Source organism: Gymnodinialimonas mytili, assembly GCF_037544085.1.
Classification (GTDB): domain Bacteria; phylum Pseudomonadota; class Alphaproteobacteria; order Rhodobacterales; family Rhodobacteraceae; genus Gymnodinialimonas; species Gymnodinialimonas mytili.
Genome location: NZ_JBBIFW010000002.1, coordinates 145,244 through 161,826, shown reverse-complemented (window position 1 = coordinate 161,826; position 16,583 = coordinate 145,244). Strand labels below are relative to the sequence as shown.

Below are 16,583 nucleotides of genomic sequence, written 5' to 3'. Positions count from 1 at the left end.
CGCCTAATATGGGTCAGGGACCCCCAAGCTTGCAAGTATGCGCGTTTCCAACGCCTCCATCAGTGCGGCATCCGGGTCAGTTTCGTGGTCGTAGCCCAGGCAATGCAGCAACCCGTGGATCAGCAGATGGGTCAAGTGATGGCTCAACGGCTTGCCCGCCGCCGCAGCCTCGCGGGCGCAGGTGGCATAGGCGATGGCAATGTCGCCAAGCTCCAAGGGCGGGCCATCGTCCGGAGCTTTGGGCGGATCAGGCATGGCCCCAGGAGGCGACGGCGCGCGTTCCTCCGACGGCCATGACAGAACATTGGTCGGCGTGGCCTTGCCACGGAACTCCGCATTCAGCCCGGCGATCCGGTCATCGTCGCAGCCCAATAGGCTGACGGCGAAACGTGCCGGTGGCAGATCCAGCGCGCGCAAAACCGCAGGCAAGGCGGTTTCGGCCACAGCCTCAAGATCCACGGCATCCCAGGCCGGATCCTCGATCAAGACATCGATTTCCATGGCGCGGCTTTAGGCGGGAACGCCCCACCACGCAACGCTTGCGGGCCCAGAACGCCTAAGACTTTAAGGATCACGCGCCGTTACGCCAAAGGTTTGGCCATAAACTGTTCGTATTGAATGCGACCATGTTCTTTATGATCGCCCTCACCACCCGTCGACCACGTCTTCGCCCAGCAATATCGCGGATTGCGCGGCGCCAACCGATGGTCGTGGCGATCTATGTGGTGATGGGGTGCCTGTCGGTGCCGATCGGCGGGATCGTGGAATTGGTCGTCGTGCATGGCGGCTTCACCCCGATGATCGCCTTTCCACCCCCACCCACACTGTCGCACATGATCTCGGCGCTGGTGCTGTTCCTGCTGTTGCGCTGCACGGTGCGCACCAACATGGCGGGCGCCTTTGGCATGGCGGCGGGCTTTGGTTTCATGGCGATGAGCGAGGGAATGCTGGAGCACAGCTTTCCGCATCTGTGGATGCTGATCTACGCAGCGGTCGATGTGCTGTGCTAGGCCGATCTGCAGGCAAGATTTCGTCAAAGAGCCGAGTTCTTCCCACAATCCCGCCATGATCTGTCGCCATCTTGGCAACAAAGAGAGTGGAGAACAGGACAATGGCCACCTTTGAAGAACGATTGGCGCGCTTGGCCGCGGAGGGTCACGGAGATACAACCGTACCACAGGCAGGCTTTACCCCGGCACCACAGAACGATCACGACGAAACCGGGCACGAGACCGGCGGTGGCGGGAGTTTGGCGCTGATGGTGATCGCCGCACCAATCGCCATGCTTCTGGGTGCCGCGTCGGTTTTGATGGGTGGGATCATTCAGGTCGTCTTGATTGATGGCGGCATGATAGATTTCAGCGAGATCCCCCCGCAGCTGGGCTTTGTTGCCTTCGGGATTGCGCTGGTCATGTCATTTCTCGTGGACCGCATCACACCTGGCCGAGCCGTAGCGCCCATCGCAGTCACGATCGGGTTTGTCGGCATGATGTTTGGCGAGACCTATCTGGCCGATATGTTCCCCGACCTGTGGTTCATGCTTTACGAAGGCGCCTATTTGAAAGACCTGATGAAAATGACCGGGTTGGGTGGCCTCTAATCGCGCCTGACGCCTCTTGCTGGGCCGCCACATCCGTCTTCCGATCAAGACATCGCTTCAACCGCGCGCGATAAGCCGCCTCATCTTGAAAAATGCGCGGTCGAAACACCTTTGGCCTGTTGCGCAGCCACCATCGGCGCAACTTGGATTGCTTGACGACGCGCCGCACCATGCGGCTAGCCCGCAGGCGCGTCTTTGTCATAGGCCTCGATGATCTTGGCGACCATCGGATGGCGGACGACATCCTTGGCGGTGAAATAGTTGAAGCTGATCCCCTCGACCCCGTCGAGAATGCGCTCCGCATCCCGCAGGCCGGATGTCACACCGCGCGGCAGATCAACCTGTGAGCGGTCGCCGGTGATCACCATGCGGCTCCCCTGCCCCAAACGCGTCAGGAACATCTTCATCTGCATGGTTGTGGCGTTCTGCGCCTCGTCCAATACGACATATGCATTCGACAGCGTCCGCCCACGCATAAAGGCCAAAGGCGCAATCTCGATCGTCTTTTCCTCGATCAGCTTTGCCAATTGCTTACCGGGCAAGAAATCGTTCAAAGCGTCGTAGAGCGGCTGCATATAGGGATCGACCTTGTCCTTCATGTCACCGGGCAAGAAGCCCAGCCGTTCGCCCGCCTCAACGGCGGGGCGGCTGAGGATGATCTTGTCGACATGGCCCGACATCATCTGGTTCACTGCCACAGCCACGGCCAGATAGGTCTTGCCGGTTCCCGCAGGGCCAATCCCGAAGGCCAATTCATGGTCATAGAGCGCACGCACATAGGCCTGCTGCGCCTGAGTGCGCGGCTCGACCGTTTTCTTTCTTGTGCCGATCTCAAGCGCGCCACCCTTGAACATCTCGATCTGGTCGCCATCGCGCACACCGGTGCCTTCATCGGAGCCGCCTAGCCGCACGGCGGCATCGATATCGCCAGGCTCCACCGATTTGCCTTGCTCAAGGCGCGCATAGAGCGCTTCCAACACCTCGACCGCCCGGTCTTGGGCGTCACCGATCACCGCTACGGCATTGCCCCGGCGCAGAATATGAACCGACAATTGATGCTCGATATGCGAGAGGTTGCGGTCAAATTCGCCGCACAGCTCGATCAACAGGCGATTGTCGGGAAATTCCAGAAGACGTTCGGGCGCGTCGCTGCCGATATGGGTGTCACTTTTTGGGTCTGGATGCGGCAGCGGGTTGATCGCCAAAAGCAGTCTCCGGTTGGGTATGCGCCCCCGGACCATCCGAGGCCGTCTTGATCACAAGTCTGGCTTCGGTGTGGACGCTTGTCTACCGCCGATCTGCGCATGTCACCAATATTTCGTGTTATTGCCGGTGCGCCACCGCCACACCTATGGTGTCCGCACCACGGGCCCCGACGCGCGCGAACCTGCTACGCCTTGGGAAAGACTGGAAATTTTCCGCCATCTGACAAAATGTCATGTTAGCGTATGCTCAACCTTTGGCTGAGACACTTGGCCATGCGCCTTCTACGGAGATCGATCCATGCCAAACCACATCCCGACCTTGGCCCTTCTTGCCGCCCTCGCCGTTCCAGCCGGATTTGCACCCGACATGGCCCACGCCCATGACGGAGCGCATTCCCATGAGGGCGCCAGCGTACAGGTCGGCGGTGGAGCCGCCCAAAGCACCCAAGGCGCGATCCTTCTCAGTTGTTATCGCGGCCCCTGGGATGATGTAATCTGGGATCGTCCGAACCCTGAATTCATCGATAGCCTTGTGGCCGTCGGCTATTCCTATGGCGAGGCCAACGCCATCGGCGAACGCGTTTGCCGCGATGAGGCTGGCGTGGACAATCCGGCCGCAGCCCGTCAGATCCTGCAGAACATCTTGATCCAGCAGCCGCCGCGACGCTAAAGCAGCGCGCCGCGCAGCGAGTTTGTGCGGCTTTCCACGATGCGCACGGGGGCGATTTGCCCCCGCAGGCGATCTGGCCCGTCCACATGGACCGCGTGGAGATATTCCGACTTACCGACCATCTGCCCGGCCTGACGGCCCGGCTTTTCAAACAGAACGCTGACCTCGCGCCCGACCATCGCATCTTGAGTTGCGCGCTGCTGTTCGGTCAACAACGCCTGCAGGCGTTGCAATCGGTCACTGGCCTCATCGGCGGGCACTTGGCCGTCGCGCTCTGCGGCGGGCGTGCCGGGCCGTGAGGAGTATTTGAACGAATATGCGGTGCCGAACCCCACGGTTTTCACCAGTTCGAGCGTGTCCTGAAAATCTGCCTCGCTCTCGCCCGGAAAGCCGACAATGAAGTCACCGGACAGGTGCAAATCGGGCCGCGCGGCGCGGATGCGGGAGATCAAATCGATATATTGCTGGGCGGTATGTTTGCGGTTCATCGCCTTCAGCACCTTATCCGAGCCCGCCTGAACCGGCAGATGCAGATATGGCATCAGCTTCGCGCAATCGCCATGGGCCGCGATCAGATCGTCGTCCATGTCATTGGGGTGAGATGTGGTGAAGCGGATCCGCTCCAACCCGTCTATCTTGGCCATTTCGCGGATAAGACGCGCCAAACCCCATTCGCCGTCGCCGCCATCACCGTGATAGGCATTCACATTCTGACCCAGTAGCGTGATCTCGCGCACACCGCGGTCGACCAGATCGCGCGCCTCACCCAACAGGCGGGTGGCGGGACGGCTGACCTCAGCGCCGCGGGTATAGGGCACCACGCAGAACGAGCAGAACTTATCGCAGCCCTCCTGCACCGTCAGAAACGCCGTCGGCCCGCGCCGCGGTTGGCGGAGCTTGGGCAGATGCGCAAATTTGTCTTCCTCGGGGAAATCGGTATCGAGCGCCTTTTCGCCGCGATCCACGGCCTCCATCATCTTGGGCAGGCGGTGGTATGTCTGCGGGCCCACCACAAGATCGACCATCGGCTGACGGCGCATGATCTCTTCCCCCTCGGCCTGGGCGACACAGCCCGCCACCCCGATCTTCAGATCGGGGTTTGCGTCGTGCAAGGGTTTGTAGCGACCCAGTTCGGAATAGATCTTTTCCGCCGCCTTTTCGCGGATATGGCAGGTGTTGAGCAGGATCATATCGGCGCCTTCGGGGGCATCCACCTGCTCATAACCTGATGCGCCCAAAGCCTCGGCCATGCGCTCACTGTCATAGACATTCATCTGACAGCCATAAGTCTTCACATAGAGCTTCTTGGTCATCGCGGCGGTGCCTGGCTTTGGAAACGAGATCTCAACGAACTGCATGTATCGCTCAGCGGCCATGGCATCAACATGTGGTCGATGCATTTGCAATGACCGGCAATCATGGTCATCGTGGCACGCAGCTAATGCCTAGCAGGATGAATATGGAATTTGACAGCCTCGACCGGTTCCGGGCCAGCCCCGGCGCAGAGCTTGGCAAAGGGCCGTTTGCGGTGCTGGTGGCCGAAGACAGCGTTGCGCTGAATAACAGCCTGGAACATCTGCGTGGGCTGGGGTTCAAGGCGATTTTGATCGTTGCGCCGGTCGGCATGGATGTGCCTGCCGCGCCGAAATCGGCAAAGCGCAGGCCACCGCCGCAGTTCGTGATTCGCCATCCCTCCCGGCAAAGCGGCGCGGCAGAGGCGGTGGTGAACGCCCTGATCGACAAAGTGCCCGGCGTCTGGATTCACTACTGCTACAACGGCGAATTTCTGTTCTACCCATTTTGTGAGGATCGCACCGTAGGTGAGCTGGTCACTTGGGTGATGGAAGAACGGCGCGATGCGGTGCTGAGCTATGTGATCGACCTTTATGCAGGGGATCTGACCACGCATCCCGATGCCGTCGATCTGGACGGCGCGTTGCTGGACAGTTCCGGCTACTACGCGGAAACGCGCATGGGCGGTCCGGACGGAAAGACCGAACTTGACCGACAAATGGACTTTTTCGGGGGGCTGCGATGGCGGTTCGAAGAACACGTGCCCAAGCCGAAACGGCGCATAGACCGGGTTGCGCTGTTCCGTGCCAAACGCGGTTTGCGTCTGGGCCCGGATCATCGGTTGAATGATGAAGAGATGAACACCTATGCCTGCCCGTGGCATCATTCGCTGACGGCGACGATCTGTTCATTCCGTGTGGCGAAGGCGCTGCGGACCAATCCCGGTTCCCGTCACGACATCTCGGACTTTCGCTGGCATAAATCGGAGCAATTCCACTGGTCCTCCATGCAATTGATGGAGTTGGGACTGATGGAACCGGGGCAGTGGTTCTGAACCGGCTGATTTCGGGAAGTGGGTGACAGATCGACCCTCCGGGGGGAGTTTTTCTGCCAAGCTGAAACAGGGGCACGGATCTGTTATTTGGGCATTTCAACGCATAGGGGCGGCCCGTCGAGGACCGCCCCGGCATTTGGCTAGGCAGGGAGCGCTAAGCCTCGACCTGCTCGGCTTCAATGGCTTTCGCGCGGCCAGACCCAATCTCGATCTGGCGCGGTTTTAGCGCCTCGGGCACCTCGCGGACCAGATCGATATGCAGCATGCCGTTTTCGGCTACCGCACCGGTCACGCGAACATGGTCGGCCAGATGGAAGCGCTTTTCAAAGGCGCGGGTCGCAATGCCGCGGTGCAGGTAAGTCCGCTCGGCCTCGTTCTTGGCCTTGCGGGCGGCAATCACCAGGCCCTGTTCGCGCTGTTCGACCGACAATTCATCCTCGGTAAACCCAGCAACCGCGACCGAGATGCGGTAGGCATCGTCAGCCGTTTTTTCGATGTTGTAAGGGGGGTAGCCGTTAGCTCCGCCGACATCCTGGGTCAGAACACGATCCAGCATATCTGCCATCCGGTCAAAACCGACAGAAGCACGGTATAGGGGCGAAAAATCATATGTGCGCATGGGTTATCCTCCGTTTGAGCGACAACATGTGACGGGCCTGCCCGCATCTATGGCACAGGCCCAAACAACGTAAGTGTCGGCCCGATCCCGGCGCCGACACTTGTTATTTGGGAAGCCGTTTTTTCGCTTTCAAGGCCCATTTTCAGGGACGAATGAACCGCGCGCCGATCGTGTCGCGCCCCCCATTTCCGACCGAAAGCGATCGGACCCCAGCGGATGTGCCACCGAAAAACCCGCGACGCGTGCTTTCATATTCCGCCATCAAAGCGGGCAAGATATCATCGATGGCAACGGCGAAGGTCGCGTCATCATCGTTCCATTCGCCGATGGCCGAGACGACGCCGATCACCTCGACGCCAGCGCCGGTTTCGCGCAGGATCGGTGCGCCTGAGGTTCCGGGAACAGCATTGCAGGACAGGATCTGGATCGGCAATTGCGAGGCCAGGATCGCGCAATCCTCTTCGATTGAGGCGTAGTCTGCGCGGTCGCGTCCATAGGAGACAACCGTCACCAGATCACGCGTGCGCCCGCGTCTACCCACCTGCAGCGGCGAGACCCGCGCATTGATAACCGGCTGTGTGAGTTCCAGCAATGCCACGTCATCGCTGACCGTATCGACGGTCGGGCCATCATCATCGGAGACGTAGGCATCGGGGATGAAGCTGCGTGCAATGCGGCCCACTGCATCGGCGCGACCGTTCCGCAGACTCGCCGAAAATCGCAGGTTTTCATTCGGGATACGGGCATGGCTGTCATCGAACAGACAATGCGCGGCAGTCAGGACAAGATCCGGCGCAATCAATGTGGCCGAGCAGAAGGACACACCGGTATCCAAGCGCCCCACAGCCTCCCATCCACGCGCGTCATCCGCGGTTTGAATCGGGCGCAGATCGCCCGGCTGCGGCATGATTTGCGCAGCCGTCGCAAAAGGCAGCGCGCACAAGACGGAAGCAGCGGCAAGCATCGGCAGCCACTGGCGGAAGTTCGGCAACATAGAGAAATCCCAAATCGCAAATAACGACATTTGGGTAGCCATCCGTTAAGGCGAAACTAAGGCACCATCCGCACCAATCCGTTACCGTAAAATCGGTATCGCAGGGGTGCCATCGCGGTCCAATCCAGCTGGACGCGGGCCGCCTGTTGCCCAATCCAGCAGTTCGACCGTGTGGACAATCGGCACCTCGGTGCCTGAGCCGATCTGCATCATGCAGCCGATATTGCCCGCGGCGATCAGATCGGGTTGAACGGCCTCCAGAGTTTCCACTTTGAGCGCCTTAAGCTGTCCCGAAATCTCGGGCTGCATCAGATTGTAAGTCCCCGCCGAGCCGCAGCACAGATGACTATCGGCAGGCTCGACCACCTGGAACCCGGCACGTTTCAGAAGGTCTTTGGGATAGGTCTTGATCTGCTGACCATGTTGCAGCGAACAGGCCGCATGATAGGCCACGGTGAGGGTATCGGCGCGGCGCCGTTTGTGGCCGGGCACTGCCGGATCGCGCCTGGTCACGTTGGCATCGAAGCGCGCATCGCCCGAAGGCAGGAGGTCGATCAGCACTTCGGAGATATCCTTAGCGATCCCCGCGACGTTTGCGGCATCCGCTGCCAACTCCGCATCCTCGCGGAACATATGGCCGTAATCCTTCACCGTGGTGCCGCAGCCGGATGTGTTGATCACAATCGCATCCAGACCTTCGCCCGCCATTTCGTGCGACCAGGCGCGGATGTTCTTGGCCGCCGTCGCATGACTTTCCTTGGTCTTGCCCATGTGATGGGTCAACGCGCCACAGCAGCCTGCTCCTTCGGCCACCACAACCTCGCATCCCAGACGTGTGAGAATTCGGATTGTGGCATCGTTGATATCGGTGTTCAGCGCTTTCTGCGCGCAGCCCGTCATCAGAGCCACCCGCTTGATCCGCGTGCCCTCCGCCTGAAAGACCTGCGCATCGTCATTGCGGCTGACCGGCGGGATGGTCTTCGGCGCCATATCCAGCATGGCGCGCAGACGGGCATCGGGCATCAGCCGCGCGAAGGGCCGCCCGATTTTGGCGCCCAGCAAAGCGACGCGGAAGCGCATTGGATAGGGCAAGATCCGCGCCAAAACCCAGCGCAATGCCCGATCCGACCAAGGTCGCTTATAGGTCTGCTCGATATACTCGCGCGCGTGGTCGACCAAATGCATGTAGTGCACGCCCGACGGGCACGTCGTCATACAAGCCAAGCAGCTCAGGCACCGGTCGATATGTTTGACGGTCTTTTCATCGGCAGGGCGCCCGTTTTCAAGCATATCCTTGATCAGATAAATCCGCCCGCGCGGGCTATCGAGCTCATCGCCGAGCACTTGATAGGTCGGACAAGTCGCAGTGCAAAACCCGCAATGCACGCAGGTCCGCAAGATCTCGTTGGAGCGCGCTGTCGCCGGATCTTTCAACTGCTCGGGCGAGAAGGTCGTCTGCATCTTCTAGGCTCCCATCAGGCCGGAGTTCAGAATGCCCCGCGGGTCAAATTTCTGCCGCAACCCGCGCGACAGGGCGGCGACGCCGTTGGCCTCGGGTTGAAACGCGGAAACCTGGGCCAAAACCTCGGCAGGGGCTTTGAACAGTGTCGCGTGCCCACCCAAACGCGCCACCTTTGCCTGGAGCGCGCGCTGGCGCTCGACCACGCCATCCGCTGCATTCACACGGATCCAGGCCAATCCGCCTGCCCAATCCAATCGATACTCCGCACCGTCCAGCACCGCGTCGGGCAAAAGATGCTCCACCAAATCCGACGGCTTCATCGACACCCGCCAAATCGCGGTAGAGCCGTCTGCGAAATCGCGCACCTCGCCGATCCGACGCCACAACTGCGCCGATGCCTCTGGGTCGTCTAACACGTCGACGTCACCCAGATCGCCCAACAGATCCTTCAACTGTCCAACCCGATAGGCGACCGATGTCTCCAACCCCTCAACCCGTAAAAAGGCTGCCTCGCCTGGGACAGAAGCCGCGCCCGTCACGTCATAGGGCGAGCCGATCGCACGCGTCATCGCAGCCAAAGCAACATCAGGATCCACCCCGCGCACCGCCAGCGTCGCCCCGTTCAACTTCGGCAGCACCTTGAAGGCCACTTCGCTGAGAACGCCCAACGTCCCCCAAGAGCCTGCCATCAGCTTCACCAGATCATAGCCGGTGACGTTCTTCATCACCCGGCCACCATTTTTCACAACAATACCAGACCCATCGACAAACCTTACGCCGATCAGGGCGTCGCGGCATGCACCCGCCTGGACCCGACGTGGACCCGAGGCATTGGCGGCCACGACGCCGCCAATGGTCGAAGCGCCCGTCCGGCCCATCAGCATGCTCAGATCAACGGGTTCGAACGGCAACATCTGACCTTCCGTGGCGAGCAATGCCTGAACCTCTGCCAAGGGTGTACCCGCACGCACCACCAGCGTCAGCGCGCCGGGATCATAGAGTTCGACGCCTGTCATCGCGGCCGTCGAAACCACCTGTGCTGCGCCATCTACGGCGCCGACGGCGCGTGTGCCGCCACCCACAATCTTCAAGGCGCCTTTCGCCTCTGCAATTGCGGCACTCAACTCCGCTTCTGTGGCAGGGCTGATCATCGCGCCCGCTCCTTCATCTTGGCAAAAAACTCTCGGGGGTTCTAAAGGGGGCGACAGCCCCCTTTTTTGGTCTCATCGGGACGGGCCCCATTGATCTGTGTCGTCAGGCAGCGGCATCGCGATGACGCCGGTTCAAAGATGCCTCCAGCGGAAAAACCTTCGCAGGATTCAGCAGCCATTTCGGGTCAAATACGTCCTTCACCTTCATCTGCGCATCGATATCAGCATCGGTGAATTGCGCGCCCATCAGATCGCGCTTTTCGACGCCCACACCATGTTCGCCGGTCAGGCAACCGCCCACCTCAACGCAGAGCCGCAGGATATCGGCACCGCATTGCTCGCAGAGTTCGAGGTCTCCGGGCTTGTTGGCATCGAACATGATCAGCGGGTGCATGTTTCCGTCGCCCGCATGGAAAACGTTGCCGACCTTAAGCCCGTATCTGGCCGAGATCTCCTCGATCCCCTTAAGCACCCTCGGCAGTTCGCTGACCGGAATCGTGCCGTCCAGACACATGTAATCGGCCACCTGCCCGACCGCTCCGAAGGCCGATTTGCGACCCAGCCAAATGCGACCCGCCTCTTCGGCGGTTTCCGCCTCGCGCAATTCCACCGGGTTGTGACTGCGGGCAATTTGTTTGATCAGACCAAGCTGAGCATCGATTTCCGCTTCGGATCCTTCGACCTCTACAATCAGAAGCGCCTCACAATCGGGGTAACCTGCCTTGGCGTAGTTTTCGCAGATCTCCAGGATCGGACGGTCCATGAATTCGATGGCGACGGGCAGAACACCCGCCTTGATGATGTCGCTTACGCAGGCGCCCGCCACTTCGTTGCTGTCAAAGCCCATTAGCACGGGCCGCGCGCCTTCGGGCTTGCGCAAGATCCGCAGCGTCGCCTCCGTCACCACACCCAACTGCCCCTCGCTGCCGCAGATCAGACCCAACAGGTCATAGCCACCGCTATCGAGATGCGCACCGCCGATCTCCATCACCTCACCCTCCATGCTCACCATGGTGACCCCAAGCAGGTTGTTGGTCGTGACACCGTATTTGAGGCAATGGGCGCCGCCGGAATTCATCGCGATATTGCCCGCAATGGCACAGGCCAGTTGGCTGGATGGGTCGGGTGCGTAGAAGAAATCCTCGGCTTCTACCGCGCCGGTGACGCTCAGATTGGTGCGCCCGGTCTGCACACGAATGACACGATTGTCGTAATCCGTCTCCAGCACGTCACTCATCCGCGCCACGCCAAGGATGACGCTATCGGCGGTGGGCAAAGCCCCTCCGGCCAGCGAGGTGCCAGAGCCGCGCGGGACCACCGGCACACCCTCTTCGTGGCAAATCTTTAGTGCCGCGGCGACCTGAGCGGTGTCCCTGGGCAGAATCACTGCCAATGGCGGACATTTATAGGCGGTGAGCGCATCACATTCATAGGCGCGCGTCTCTTCCTCGGCGTGGATGACGGCATCTGTTGGAAGCACCTCGGACAGGCGCTCAATGATCCGGGCCTTGCGCGCCAGAACGCTGGCATCGGGTGTTGGCATTTCCATTGCGTATCCTCCCAAATTTCCGCATATCCACTAATTGGTAAAATAACATAACCAATTTCAAAGGTCACGCAAATGATTTCCGCGCGCCGCAAGGTCGCAGCTTGCAGCCGGATACAATCGCGCCCATGGTCCGCGTCATGGAATGGGTCAAGGTCCTGCATCTATTATGCGTTTTGGGGTGGATGACCGGTATTTTTGCCGCGCCGCGCGCCCTGATCTTTTGGCACCGGGAATGGGACCGATTGGGTGAGTTTGGCCCGACCGGCGATCTGACCGTTCGAATTTACCGGTTCTCGCTCGGCCTGGGCGTGATCGCGATTCTCAGCGGGATCTACCTGGCCTATCTTTGGGGCTTCCCCCCCTGGACCCATGCCAAACTGGCGGTCGTGGCCCTGCTGGCGATCCATTATGGCTGGACCGGCCGCCTGATTCTGCGCGCGCGGAGGGGCATTTTCGAACACAGCGACCGGTGGCTGCGCGTCTATAACGAAATCAGCGTCCTAGGGGCCATCGGCGCTCTGATTCTGGTGGTCTACAAGCCGTTCTAAGCCCAGCGTCGCGATCTCACACACTTATGATCGAAACAGAGAATAAGCTGTGCGTATAGTCGCGCCATGACATCGATCCGTCTTGCCACCCTGCTTGGCCCCGCCCTGATCGCTCCTTCTCTGCTTCTCGCCGATCCGGCGGAGGTGCTCGATGTTGAGGCCACCTCCGCTGGCGACACATGGCGCTTTTCGGTGACCATCGCCCATGCCGATGCCGGTTGGGACGATTATGCAGATGGCTGGCGGATTGAGGGCGCGGACGGCACGATCTACGGTGAACGGCCCCTGGCGCATCCCCATGTCGATGAGCAACCCTTCACCCGTTCGGTCAGTGGTGTTGCGATTCCCGATGGCGTGACCGAGGTCATGATCCGCGCCTCCACCAATATTGAAGGCTATGCCGAAGACACGTTTGGACCGTTTCCGCTGTCAGATGACGGGTAACCGGCAACAAACGACGTAACGTCACAAGCATACAGGCCGCAAAGTGCATCAATTGTGACGCAAATGGGCTGTTTCTTCCCCTCGTTTGACCATAGCTCCTGCCGCATCCAAGCGCGAAGTCAGCACCTACTTCCCGCGCCGTCGCCGGACATCGTTCCAAGCGGCTGAGCGCGAGGGGGTGCGGGCTTTGCTCCGTTGGGCTTTTCCGCGAGTCAGAACAGGCCGCTAGAAGCATCGCGACGGGGGTCACTCACGGAGCGGGCCTATGCCTTTGGTGTGGGTCGAAGCGGCGGGCGCGGGGGACAGCGCTCGCCGCTTTTTCGTCGGACGCCCGCCGGCACGAATGTGAAACGTCGATCAGCTTAGCCCGAAGTTAGCCTTTTGGCCTGATCGTCTTTTCAGACGTTCCGGACCTAAAAATCACGCATGTCTGATCCATGGCCCGCTGCGCGGGAACGCTGCTTCTCAATACATGATGGGAATGGTCACTTTTTGAATTCCACATCAGGCGGAGGCAAAATTGACTTGACATGATACCAAATGGTTTCATATTTAATGATACCAATAGGTATTATTTATGAGGGAGCCATGAAACTATTGCTCAGATCGTCAGTGATCTTGCTGCTGGCCGTGACCACCCCCGCCTCGCCCGAGCCAATACGTCTGCTCGGATCAAGTGACTTCGAATGGCAAACGACACCCGAAGGTGTCGCATTCGCGGCGCTGCAAGGTGATCGCTTCGTTGAACCCTACCAAGCGTTGGTTCGCCTGCCCGCAGGAACCGTCAGTCCGCCGCATGTGAAGACAGCGAATATGTTTGGTGTCATGCTGGAAGGCGAAATGATCCATTATCGCAGCGGCGACGCGTCTGAAACCGCTCGCAGAATAGGGCCAGGATCCTTCTACAGCATCGCCGCAGGTACCGCCCATATTTCTGCCTGCGTTTCCGAAATACCCTGCATCGCATATCTCTATCAGGACGGCGCTTTCGATTTTCTGCCGGTGACACCATGACCGGATCGGAACAAATGGGATTTCGCGCCCTCGCCGACCCGACGCGCAGAAACATCCTTCGCCTGCTTGCAGCGAACGAGATGACAATCGCTGAGGTCGCCGAAAATTTCGATATGACCCGAGCTGCCGTCAAGAAACACCTTTCGATCTTAAGCGACGGCGGATTGATTACCGTTCAAGTCAGCGGCAGATCGCGAGTGAACGCATTGAATCCAGACGGCCTGAGACGCGTGTTCGATTGGTTCAGTTACTTCGACGCGTTCTGGGATGAGCGCCTCGACACGTTGAAATCCGAAATTGAGAAGGACATGCAATGACCGAAACCGTCATAACCAAAACGATCTATCTCAGAGCGACACCTGCGAAGGTTTGGGAATACCTGACCGACCCCGAAAAGCTGGCGATCTGGTTTCACAAACCAAGCGCTCCGTTAACCGACGGTGCATACGAAATGTTCGGGACGGAAAGCGGCGACAGGCTCATCTGGGGGGAAGTCTTGGTCGCCGAACCATTCACGCGCCTCGAATATACGTTCTCGGTCACGCCGATGGCGGGACAATCAAGCACAGTGAAATGGTCGTTGGAAGAGGTCGCAGGGGGCACGAAACTGTCTTTGCGTCACGAGGGTCTGCCGCAAGGAGAGGACGCCTTTGGACTTGCGCTATCCCTGGATGGGGGATGGGACGAGCATTTGGCCAGCATGCGGGCGTCCCTTCACAACACCTAACTACACGCGGACCGGCTCCGCCTGTGCATATGGCGGGGTCGGTCCTTCTGTGGTGATGCAGAGGCAGATATTCGCGAAACGCGCAGCATTCTGTAGTTTTTGCTTCAAGGCAAACGTTGGTGCCGGCTCATTCTCAACTCGGGCGGGATGGATATGACCTCAAGACCTCCAGCCTAACCCCTGATCTAGCGTCGCCCTTCGCGCAGCCACCCGGCTAGCATCAGCCCACCGGCGATCAGAAGGAACAGCCAAGCCGAGATCAGCGGCGTGACCGTCACGTCGGTTGTCAGATACGCATCGCGAGCGGTCAGACCGAGCCAGTTGCGGCCATGGGCGGTGCGCCCTTCAGAGACGCGGCGAACATCGGGCAAGCCATCCTCCAGGCGGAAGACGGCGCCGCCGGTTGCATCGGCCAAACCCTCGAACCGCTCACCGCCGGCAATCGTCACCTCGAACTCGCGCGGCGCGGCAGGGCCAAGGGCGATGACGCGCTCGAACTCGCCCTCGCGCAGCCGATAGAGACCCTGCTCAGGCCCTTCGACCTCGGCGGTGAACGCACCCGGTTCGGTCTCTTCCAGCGGGACGTCGAATTCGGTGCCATCGGGCGCGGTGATTGTCACGGCGCCGACCTCGTCGGACAGGGTCCGGCGGGTGATGAAGATCCTCTGGCCATCGACATCGGCCATGAGGGCCTCTTCTTCCAGATCCGGTTCGCCCATCATCCAATGGGCCAGGCGCCGTAGCAATTCCAGCTGAGGCCCGCCGCCCTCATAGCCACGATCCCAAAGCCAGGCATGGTCCGAGGCCAACAGCGCCACACGACCTTCGCCGACCCGGTCCAGCATCAAAAGCGGTGCCTCATTCGCACCCTGCATCACAGTTTGTCCGCGCTGTTCAGTCAGCTCGATCTGGCGATACCATCGGCCCCAAGGATCGTCACTGCCTGGAGCGGGCGTGTGTTCCAGTTCAAGCCCCGTCGTCACCGGGTGCCGCGCGCCGAGGTCTGAGATGACCGGCAGATAGGGCTCTTCGATCACGCGGGCCGTTGGACGGCCCGGCAGGATTTCGGAGAGCGGTGTACGGTAGAGCGATGAGGCGCCCGCGAAATCGGGCCCGGCAGCCAGAAGCAGCGCGCCGCCGTCTTCCACATAGCGGCGGATATTGTCGATATAGATCATCGGCAGGATACCGCGGCGTTGATAGCGGTCAAAAATGATCAGGTCGAACTCGTCCACGGCCTCCATGAATAATTCGCGCGTCGGAAAGGCGATGAGGCTTAACTCGCTGACCGGCACACCATCTTGGCGGTCGGGCGGGCGCAGAATCGTGAAATGGACAAGGTCGACTGACGGGTCGGATTTCAGCAGGTTGCGCCAGGTGCGCTGGCCCGGATGCGGCTCGCCCGAGACGAGCAGCACGCGCAATCGATCGCGGATACCGTTAATCTGCACCACGGCAGCGTTGTTACGATTGGTCAGTTCCCCCTCGGCCTCGGGCACAGTGAACTGGATCACGTTCTGGCCCGCATGTTCCAGCGTCAGCGGCAGTTCCAGGCTTTCGCCCACCGGCACCTGATAGCTTTGCGGGTCACCGCCATCAACGGAGATGACAATCTCGGACCGACCGCCGAGGCCGTCAGGGATTGCACCTTGGTCTTCGATGCGCAGGGTCAGCATCACCTCTTCGCCGATAATGGCAAATGCGGGGGCGGTTTCGATGACAAGGCGGCGGTCCCAATCGGACTCGCGCCCGGTGATCAGTGCGTGGATCGGCGCAGGCATGTCGGGCACAAGCTGCGCATCGTGCAGACGCCCATCGGTGACAAACAGAGCGCCCGCGATGCGCGCACGCGGCTCTTCAGCCATCAGGCGCTGCAATTCGGCCATTAGAAGCGTGCCGGAGTTATCCTCCGCATCGCCAACGCGTGACACGCGCGGCTCCATCCCCAAGCCCTCGATCTCAGCCTCTAACTCGGCCAGCGCTTCGGCGCTTTGCTCGGGCCGATCGGAGATGCGCTGACTGGCGCTTTCGTCGACGACAACCAACACGATGTCTGTTAGCGGATCGCGATCTTCGGCTTGCAGCGAGGGGTTGATCAGCGCCGCCAACAGGGCAGCCCCGGCCAGCAGCCGATAGGGCCAGCCCGACAGGCCGCGCCAAATGGCCAACGCGGTGATCAGCAGTACCGCCGCCGCAAGTGCGTAGATCACAGGCCACGCTAGTTGTGGATCGAAAAGGATCTGGTTCGCCATC

Annotated in this window: 18 protein-coding genes; 9 read left to right on the top strand and 9 right to left on the bottom strand. The window is 60.3% G+C overall.

The features are described from left to right. Window positions 1-3 precede the first annotated feature (3 nt). Window positions 4-501, bottom strand: coding sequence for an rRNA maturation RNase YbeY (ybeY, locus tag V8J82_RS10165; protein ID WP_339974885.1), 498 nt, complete (start codon window positions 499-501; stop codon window positions 4-6). Between the two features lie 134 nt (window positions 502-635). On the opposite strand from ybeY, the gene V8J82_RS10160 reads away from it, so the two are divergent. Beyond that, window positions 636-1,010, top strand: a complete 375-nt coding sequence (locus V8J82_RS10160) for a hypothetical protein (protein WP_339974883.1) — start codon at window positions 636-638, stop codon at window positions 1,008-1,010. 101 nt (window positions 1,011-1,111) lie between these two features. Then, window positions 1,112-1,600, top strand: coding sequence for a hypothetical protein (locus tag V8J82_RS10155; protein ID WP_339974881.1), 489 nt, complete (start codon window positions 1,112-1,114; stop codon window positions 1,598-1,600). Window positions 1,601-1,776: 176 nt separating this feature from the next. Here V8J82_RS10155 and V8J82_RS10150 read toward each other — a convergent pair whose 3' ends face one another. Further along, entirely contained in the window at window positions 1,777-2,805 is a 1,029-nt protein-coding gene (locus tag V8J82_RS10150) for a PhoH family protein (protein WP_339974879.1), read from the bottom strand. A 298-nt stretch (window positions 2,806-3,103) separates the two neighbouring features. Here V8J82_RS10150 and V8J82_RS10145 point away from each other — a divergent pair, with 298 nt between their 5' ends. After that, window positions 3,104-3,475 (top strand): hypothetical protein, encoded by a 372-nt coding sequence (locus V8J82_RS10145; RefSeq protein WP_339974877.1) that lies wholly within the window; start codon window positions 3,104-3,106, stop codon window positions 3,473-3,475. Here V8J82_RS10145 and miaB read toward each other — a convergent pair. Further along, the gene (gene miaB / locus V8J82_RS10140) at window positions 3,472-4,788 is read right to left on the bottom strand and encodes a tRNA (N6-isopentenyl adenosine(37)-C2)-methylthiotransferase MiaB (RefSeq protein ID WP_339976023.1); all 1,317 of its coding nucleotides are present in this window, start codon (window positions 4,786-4,788) and stop codon (window positions 3,472-3,474) included. The genes V8J82_RS10145 and miaB overlap by 4 nt on opposite strands. 140 nt (window positions 4,789-4,928) lie before the next feature. Between miaB and V8J82_RS10135 the strand changes: the two genes are divergently transcribed. Further along, on the top strand, window positions 4,929-5,822 hold the full coding sequence (locus V8J82_RS10135; RefSeq protein ID WP_339974875.1) for a hypothetical protein: 894 nt from the start codon (window positions 4,929-4,931) through the stop codon (window positions 5,820-5,822). 154 nt (window positions 5,823-5,976) lie between these two features. Here V8J82_RS10135 and V8J82_RS10130 read toward each other — a convergent pair whose 3' ends face one another. The 5 genes from V8J82_RS10130 to V8J82_RS10110 form a co-directional block, all read right to left on the bottom strand. Continuing rightward, window positions 5,977-6,441, bottom strand: a complete 465-nt coding sequence (locus V8J82_RS10130; RefSeq protein WP_339974873.1) for an Hsp20 family protein — start codon at window positions 6,439-6,441, stop codon at window positions 5,977-5,979. 142 nt (window positions 6,442-6,583) lie between these two features. Then, a complete protein-coding gene (locus V8J82_RS10125) occupies window positions 6,584-7,477 on the bottom strand; it encodes a trypsin-like serine peptidase (protein ID WP_339974871.1) in 894 nt (297 codons plus the stop codon). Window positions 7,478-7,516: 39 nt separating this feature from the next. After that, window positions 7,517-8,896: a glycolate oxidase subunit GlcF gene (gene glcF / locus V8J82_RS10120; RefSeq protein WP_339974869.1), complete on the bottom strand. Its 1,380-nt coding sequence runs from the start codon at window positions 8,894-8,896 to the stop codon at window positions 7,517-7,519. Window positions 8,897-8,899: 3 nt separating this feature from the next. Continuing rightward, on the bottom strand, window positions 8,900-10,045 hold the full coding sequence (locus tag V8J82_RS10115; RefSeq protein ID WP_339976022.1) for an FAD-binding protein: 1,146 nt from the start codon (window positions 10,043-10,045) through the stop codon (window positions 8,900-8,902). A gap of 106 nt (window positions 10,046-10,151) precedes the next feature. Continuing rightward, a complete protein-coding gene (locus tag V8J82_RS10110) occupies window positions 10,152-11,597 on the bottom strand; it encodes an FAD-linked oxidase C-terminal domain-containing protein (protein WP_339974867.1) in 1,446 nt (481 codons plus the stop codon). 137 nt (window positions 11,598-11,734) lie between these two features. Here V8J82_RS10110 and V8J82_RS10105 point away from each other — a divergent pair, with 137 nt between their 5' ends. The 5 genes from V8J82_RS10105 to V8J82_RS10085 all read left to right on the top strand — a co-directional run bounded on the left by V8J82_RS10105 (window position 11,735) and on the right by V8J82_RS10085 (window position 14,330). After that, complete coding sequence (locus V8J82_RS10105) at window positions 11,735-12,145, top strand: CopD family protein (protein WP_339974865.1); 411 nt, start codon at window positions 11,735-11,737, stop codon at window positions 12,143-12,145. A 66-nt stretch (window positions 12,146-12,211) separates the two neighbouring features. Then, window positions 12,212-12,589 carry a hypothetical protein gene (locus tag V8J82_RS10100; RefSeq protein WP_339974863.1) on the top strand — a complete coding sequence of 126 codons (378 nt, stop codon included), beginning with the start codon at window positions 12,212-12,214 and terminating at the stop codon, window positions 12,587-12,589. 588 nt (window positions 12,590-13,177) lie between these two features. Further along, window positions 13,178-13,603: a cupin domain-containing protein gene (locus tag V8J82_RS10095; RefSeq protein ID WP_339974860.1), complete on the top strand. Its 426-nt coding sequence runs from the start codon at window positions 13,178-13,180 to the stop codon at window positions 13,601-13,603. After that, window positions 13,600-13,920, top strand: coding sequence for an ArsR/SmtB family transcription factor (locus V8J82_RS10090; protein ID WP_339974857.1), 321 nt, complete (start codon window positions 13,600-13,602; stop codon window positions 13,918-13,920). The genes V8J82_RS10095 and V8J82_RS10090 overlap by 4 nt, the downstream gene beginning before the upstream one ends. Then, window positions 13,917-14,330, top strand: coding sequence for an SRPBCC family protein (locus V8J82_RS10085; RefSeq protein WP_339974855.1), 414 nt, complete (start codon window positions 13,917-13,919; stop codon window positions 14,328-14,330). Before V8J82_RS10090 ends, V8J82_RS10085 begins: the two co-directional genes overlap by 4 nt. A gap of 185 nt (window positions 14,331-14,515) precedes the next feature. Here V8J82_RS10085 and V8J82_RS10080 read toward each other — a convergent pair whose 3' ends face one another. Next, complete coding sequence (locus V8J82_RS10080; RefSeq protein WP_339974853.1) at window positions 14,516-16,582, bottom strand: hypothetical protein; 2,067 nt, start codon at window positions 16,580-16,582, stop codon at window positions 14,516-14,518. Window position 16,583 lies beyond the last annotated feature (1 nt).

Excerpts from the sequence above, each read along its gene's own strand:
- ybeY (WP_339974885.1), bottom strand. The coding sequence starts at position 501 with ATGGAAATCGATGTCTTGATCGAGGATCCGGCCTGGGATGCCGTGGAT.
- V8J82_RS10160 (WP_339974883.1), top strand. The coding sequence starts at position 636 with ATGATCGCCCTCACCACCCGTCGACCACGTCTTCGCCCAGCAATATCG.
- V8J82_RS10155 (WP_339974881.1), top strand. The coding sequence starts at position 1,112 with ATGGCCACCTTTGAAGAACGATTGGCGCGCTTGGCCGCGGAGGGTCAC.
- V8J82_RS10145 (WP_339974877.1), top strand. The coding sequence starts at position 3,104 with ATGCCAAACCACATCCCGACCTTGGCCCTTCTTGCCGCCCTCGCCGTT.
- miaB (WP_339976023.1), bottom strand. The coding sequence starts at position 4,788 with ATGACCAAGAAGCTCTATGTGAAGACTTATGGCTGTCAGATGAATGTC.
- V8J82_RS10135 (WP_339974875.1), top strand. The coding sequence starts at position 4,929 with ATGAATATGGAATTTGACAGCCTCGACCGGTTCCGGGCCAGCCCCGGC.
- V8J82_RS10130 (WP_339974873.1), bottom strand. The coding sequence starts at position 6,441 with ATGCGCACATATGATTTTTCGCCCCTATACCGTGCTTCTGTCGGTTTT.
- V8J82_RS10125 (WP_339974871.1), bottom strand. The coding sequence starts at position 7,477 with ATGGCTACCCAAATGTCGTTATTTGCGATTTGGGATTTCTCTATGTTG.
- glcF (WP_339974869.1), bottom strand. The coding sequence starts at position 8,896 with ATGCAGACGACCTTCTCGCCCGAGCAGTTGAAAGATCCGGCGACAGCG.
- V8J82_RS10110 (WP_339974867.1), bottom strand. The coding sequence starts at position 11,597 with ATGGAAATGCCAACACCCGATGCCAGCGTTCTGGCGCGCAAGGCCCGG.
- V8J82_RS10105 (WP_339974865.1), top strand. The coding sequence starts at position 11,735 with ATGGAATGGGTCAAGGTCCTGCATCTATTATGCGTTTTGGGGTGGATG.
- V8J82_RS10100 (WP_339974863.1), top strand. The coding sequence starts at position 12,212 with ATGACATCGATCCGTCTTGCCACCCTGCTTGGCCCCGCCCTGATCGCT.
- V8J82_RS10095 (WP_339974860.1), top strand. The coding sequence starts at position 13,178 with ATGAAACTATTGCTCAGATCGTCAGTGATCTTGCTGCTGGCCGTGACC.
- V8J82_RS10090 (WP_339974857.1), top strand. The coding sequence starts at position 13,600 with ATGACCGGATCGGAACAAATGGGATTTCGCGCCCTCGCCGACCCGACG.
- V8J82_RS10085 (WP_339974855.1), top strand. The coding sequence starts at position 13,917 with ATGACCGAAACCGTCATAACCAAAACGATCTATCTCAGAGCGACACCT.
- V8J82_RS10080 (WP_339974853.1), bottom strand. The coding sequence starts at position 16,582 with ATGGCGAACCAGATCCTTTTCGATCCACAACTAGCGTGGCCTGTGATC.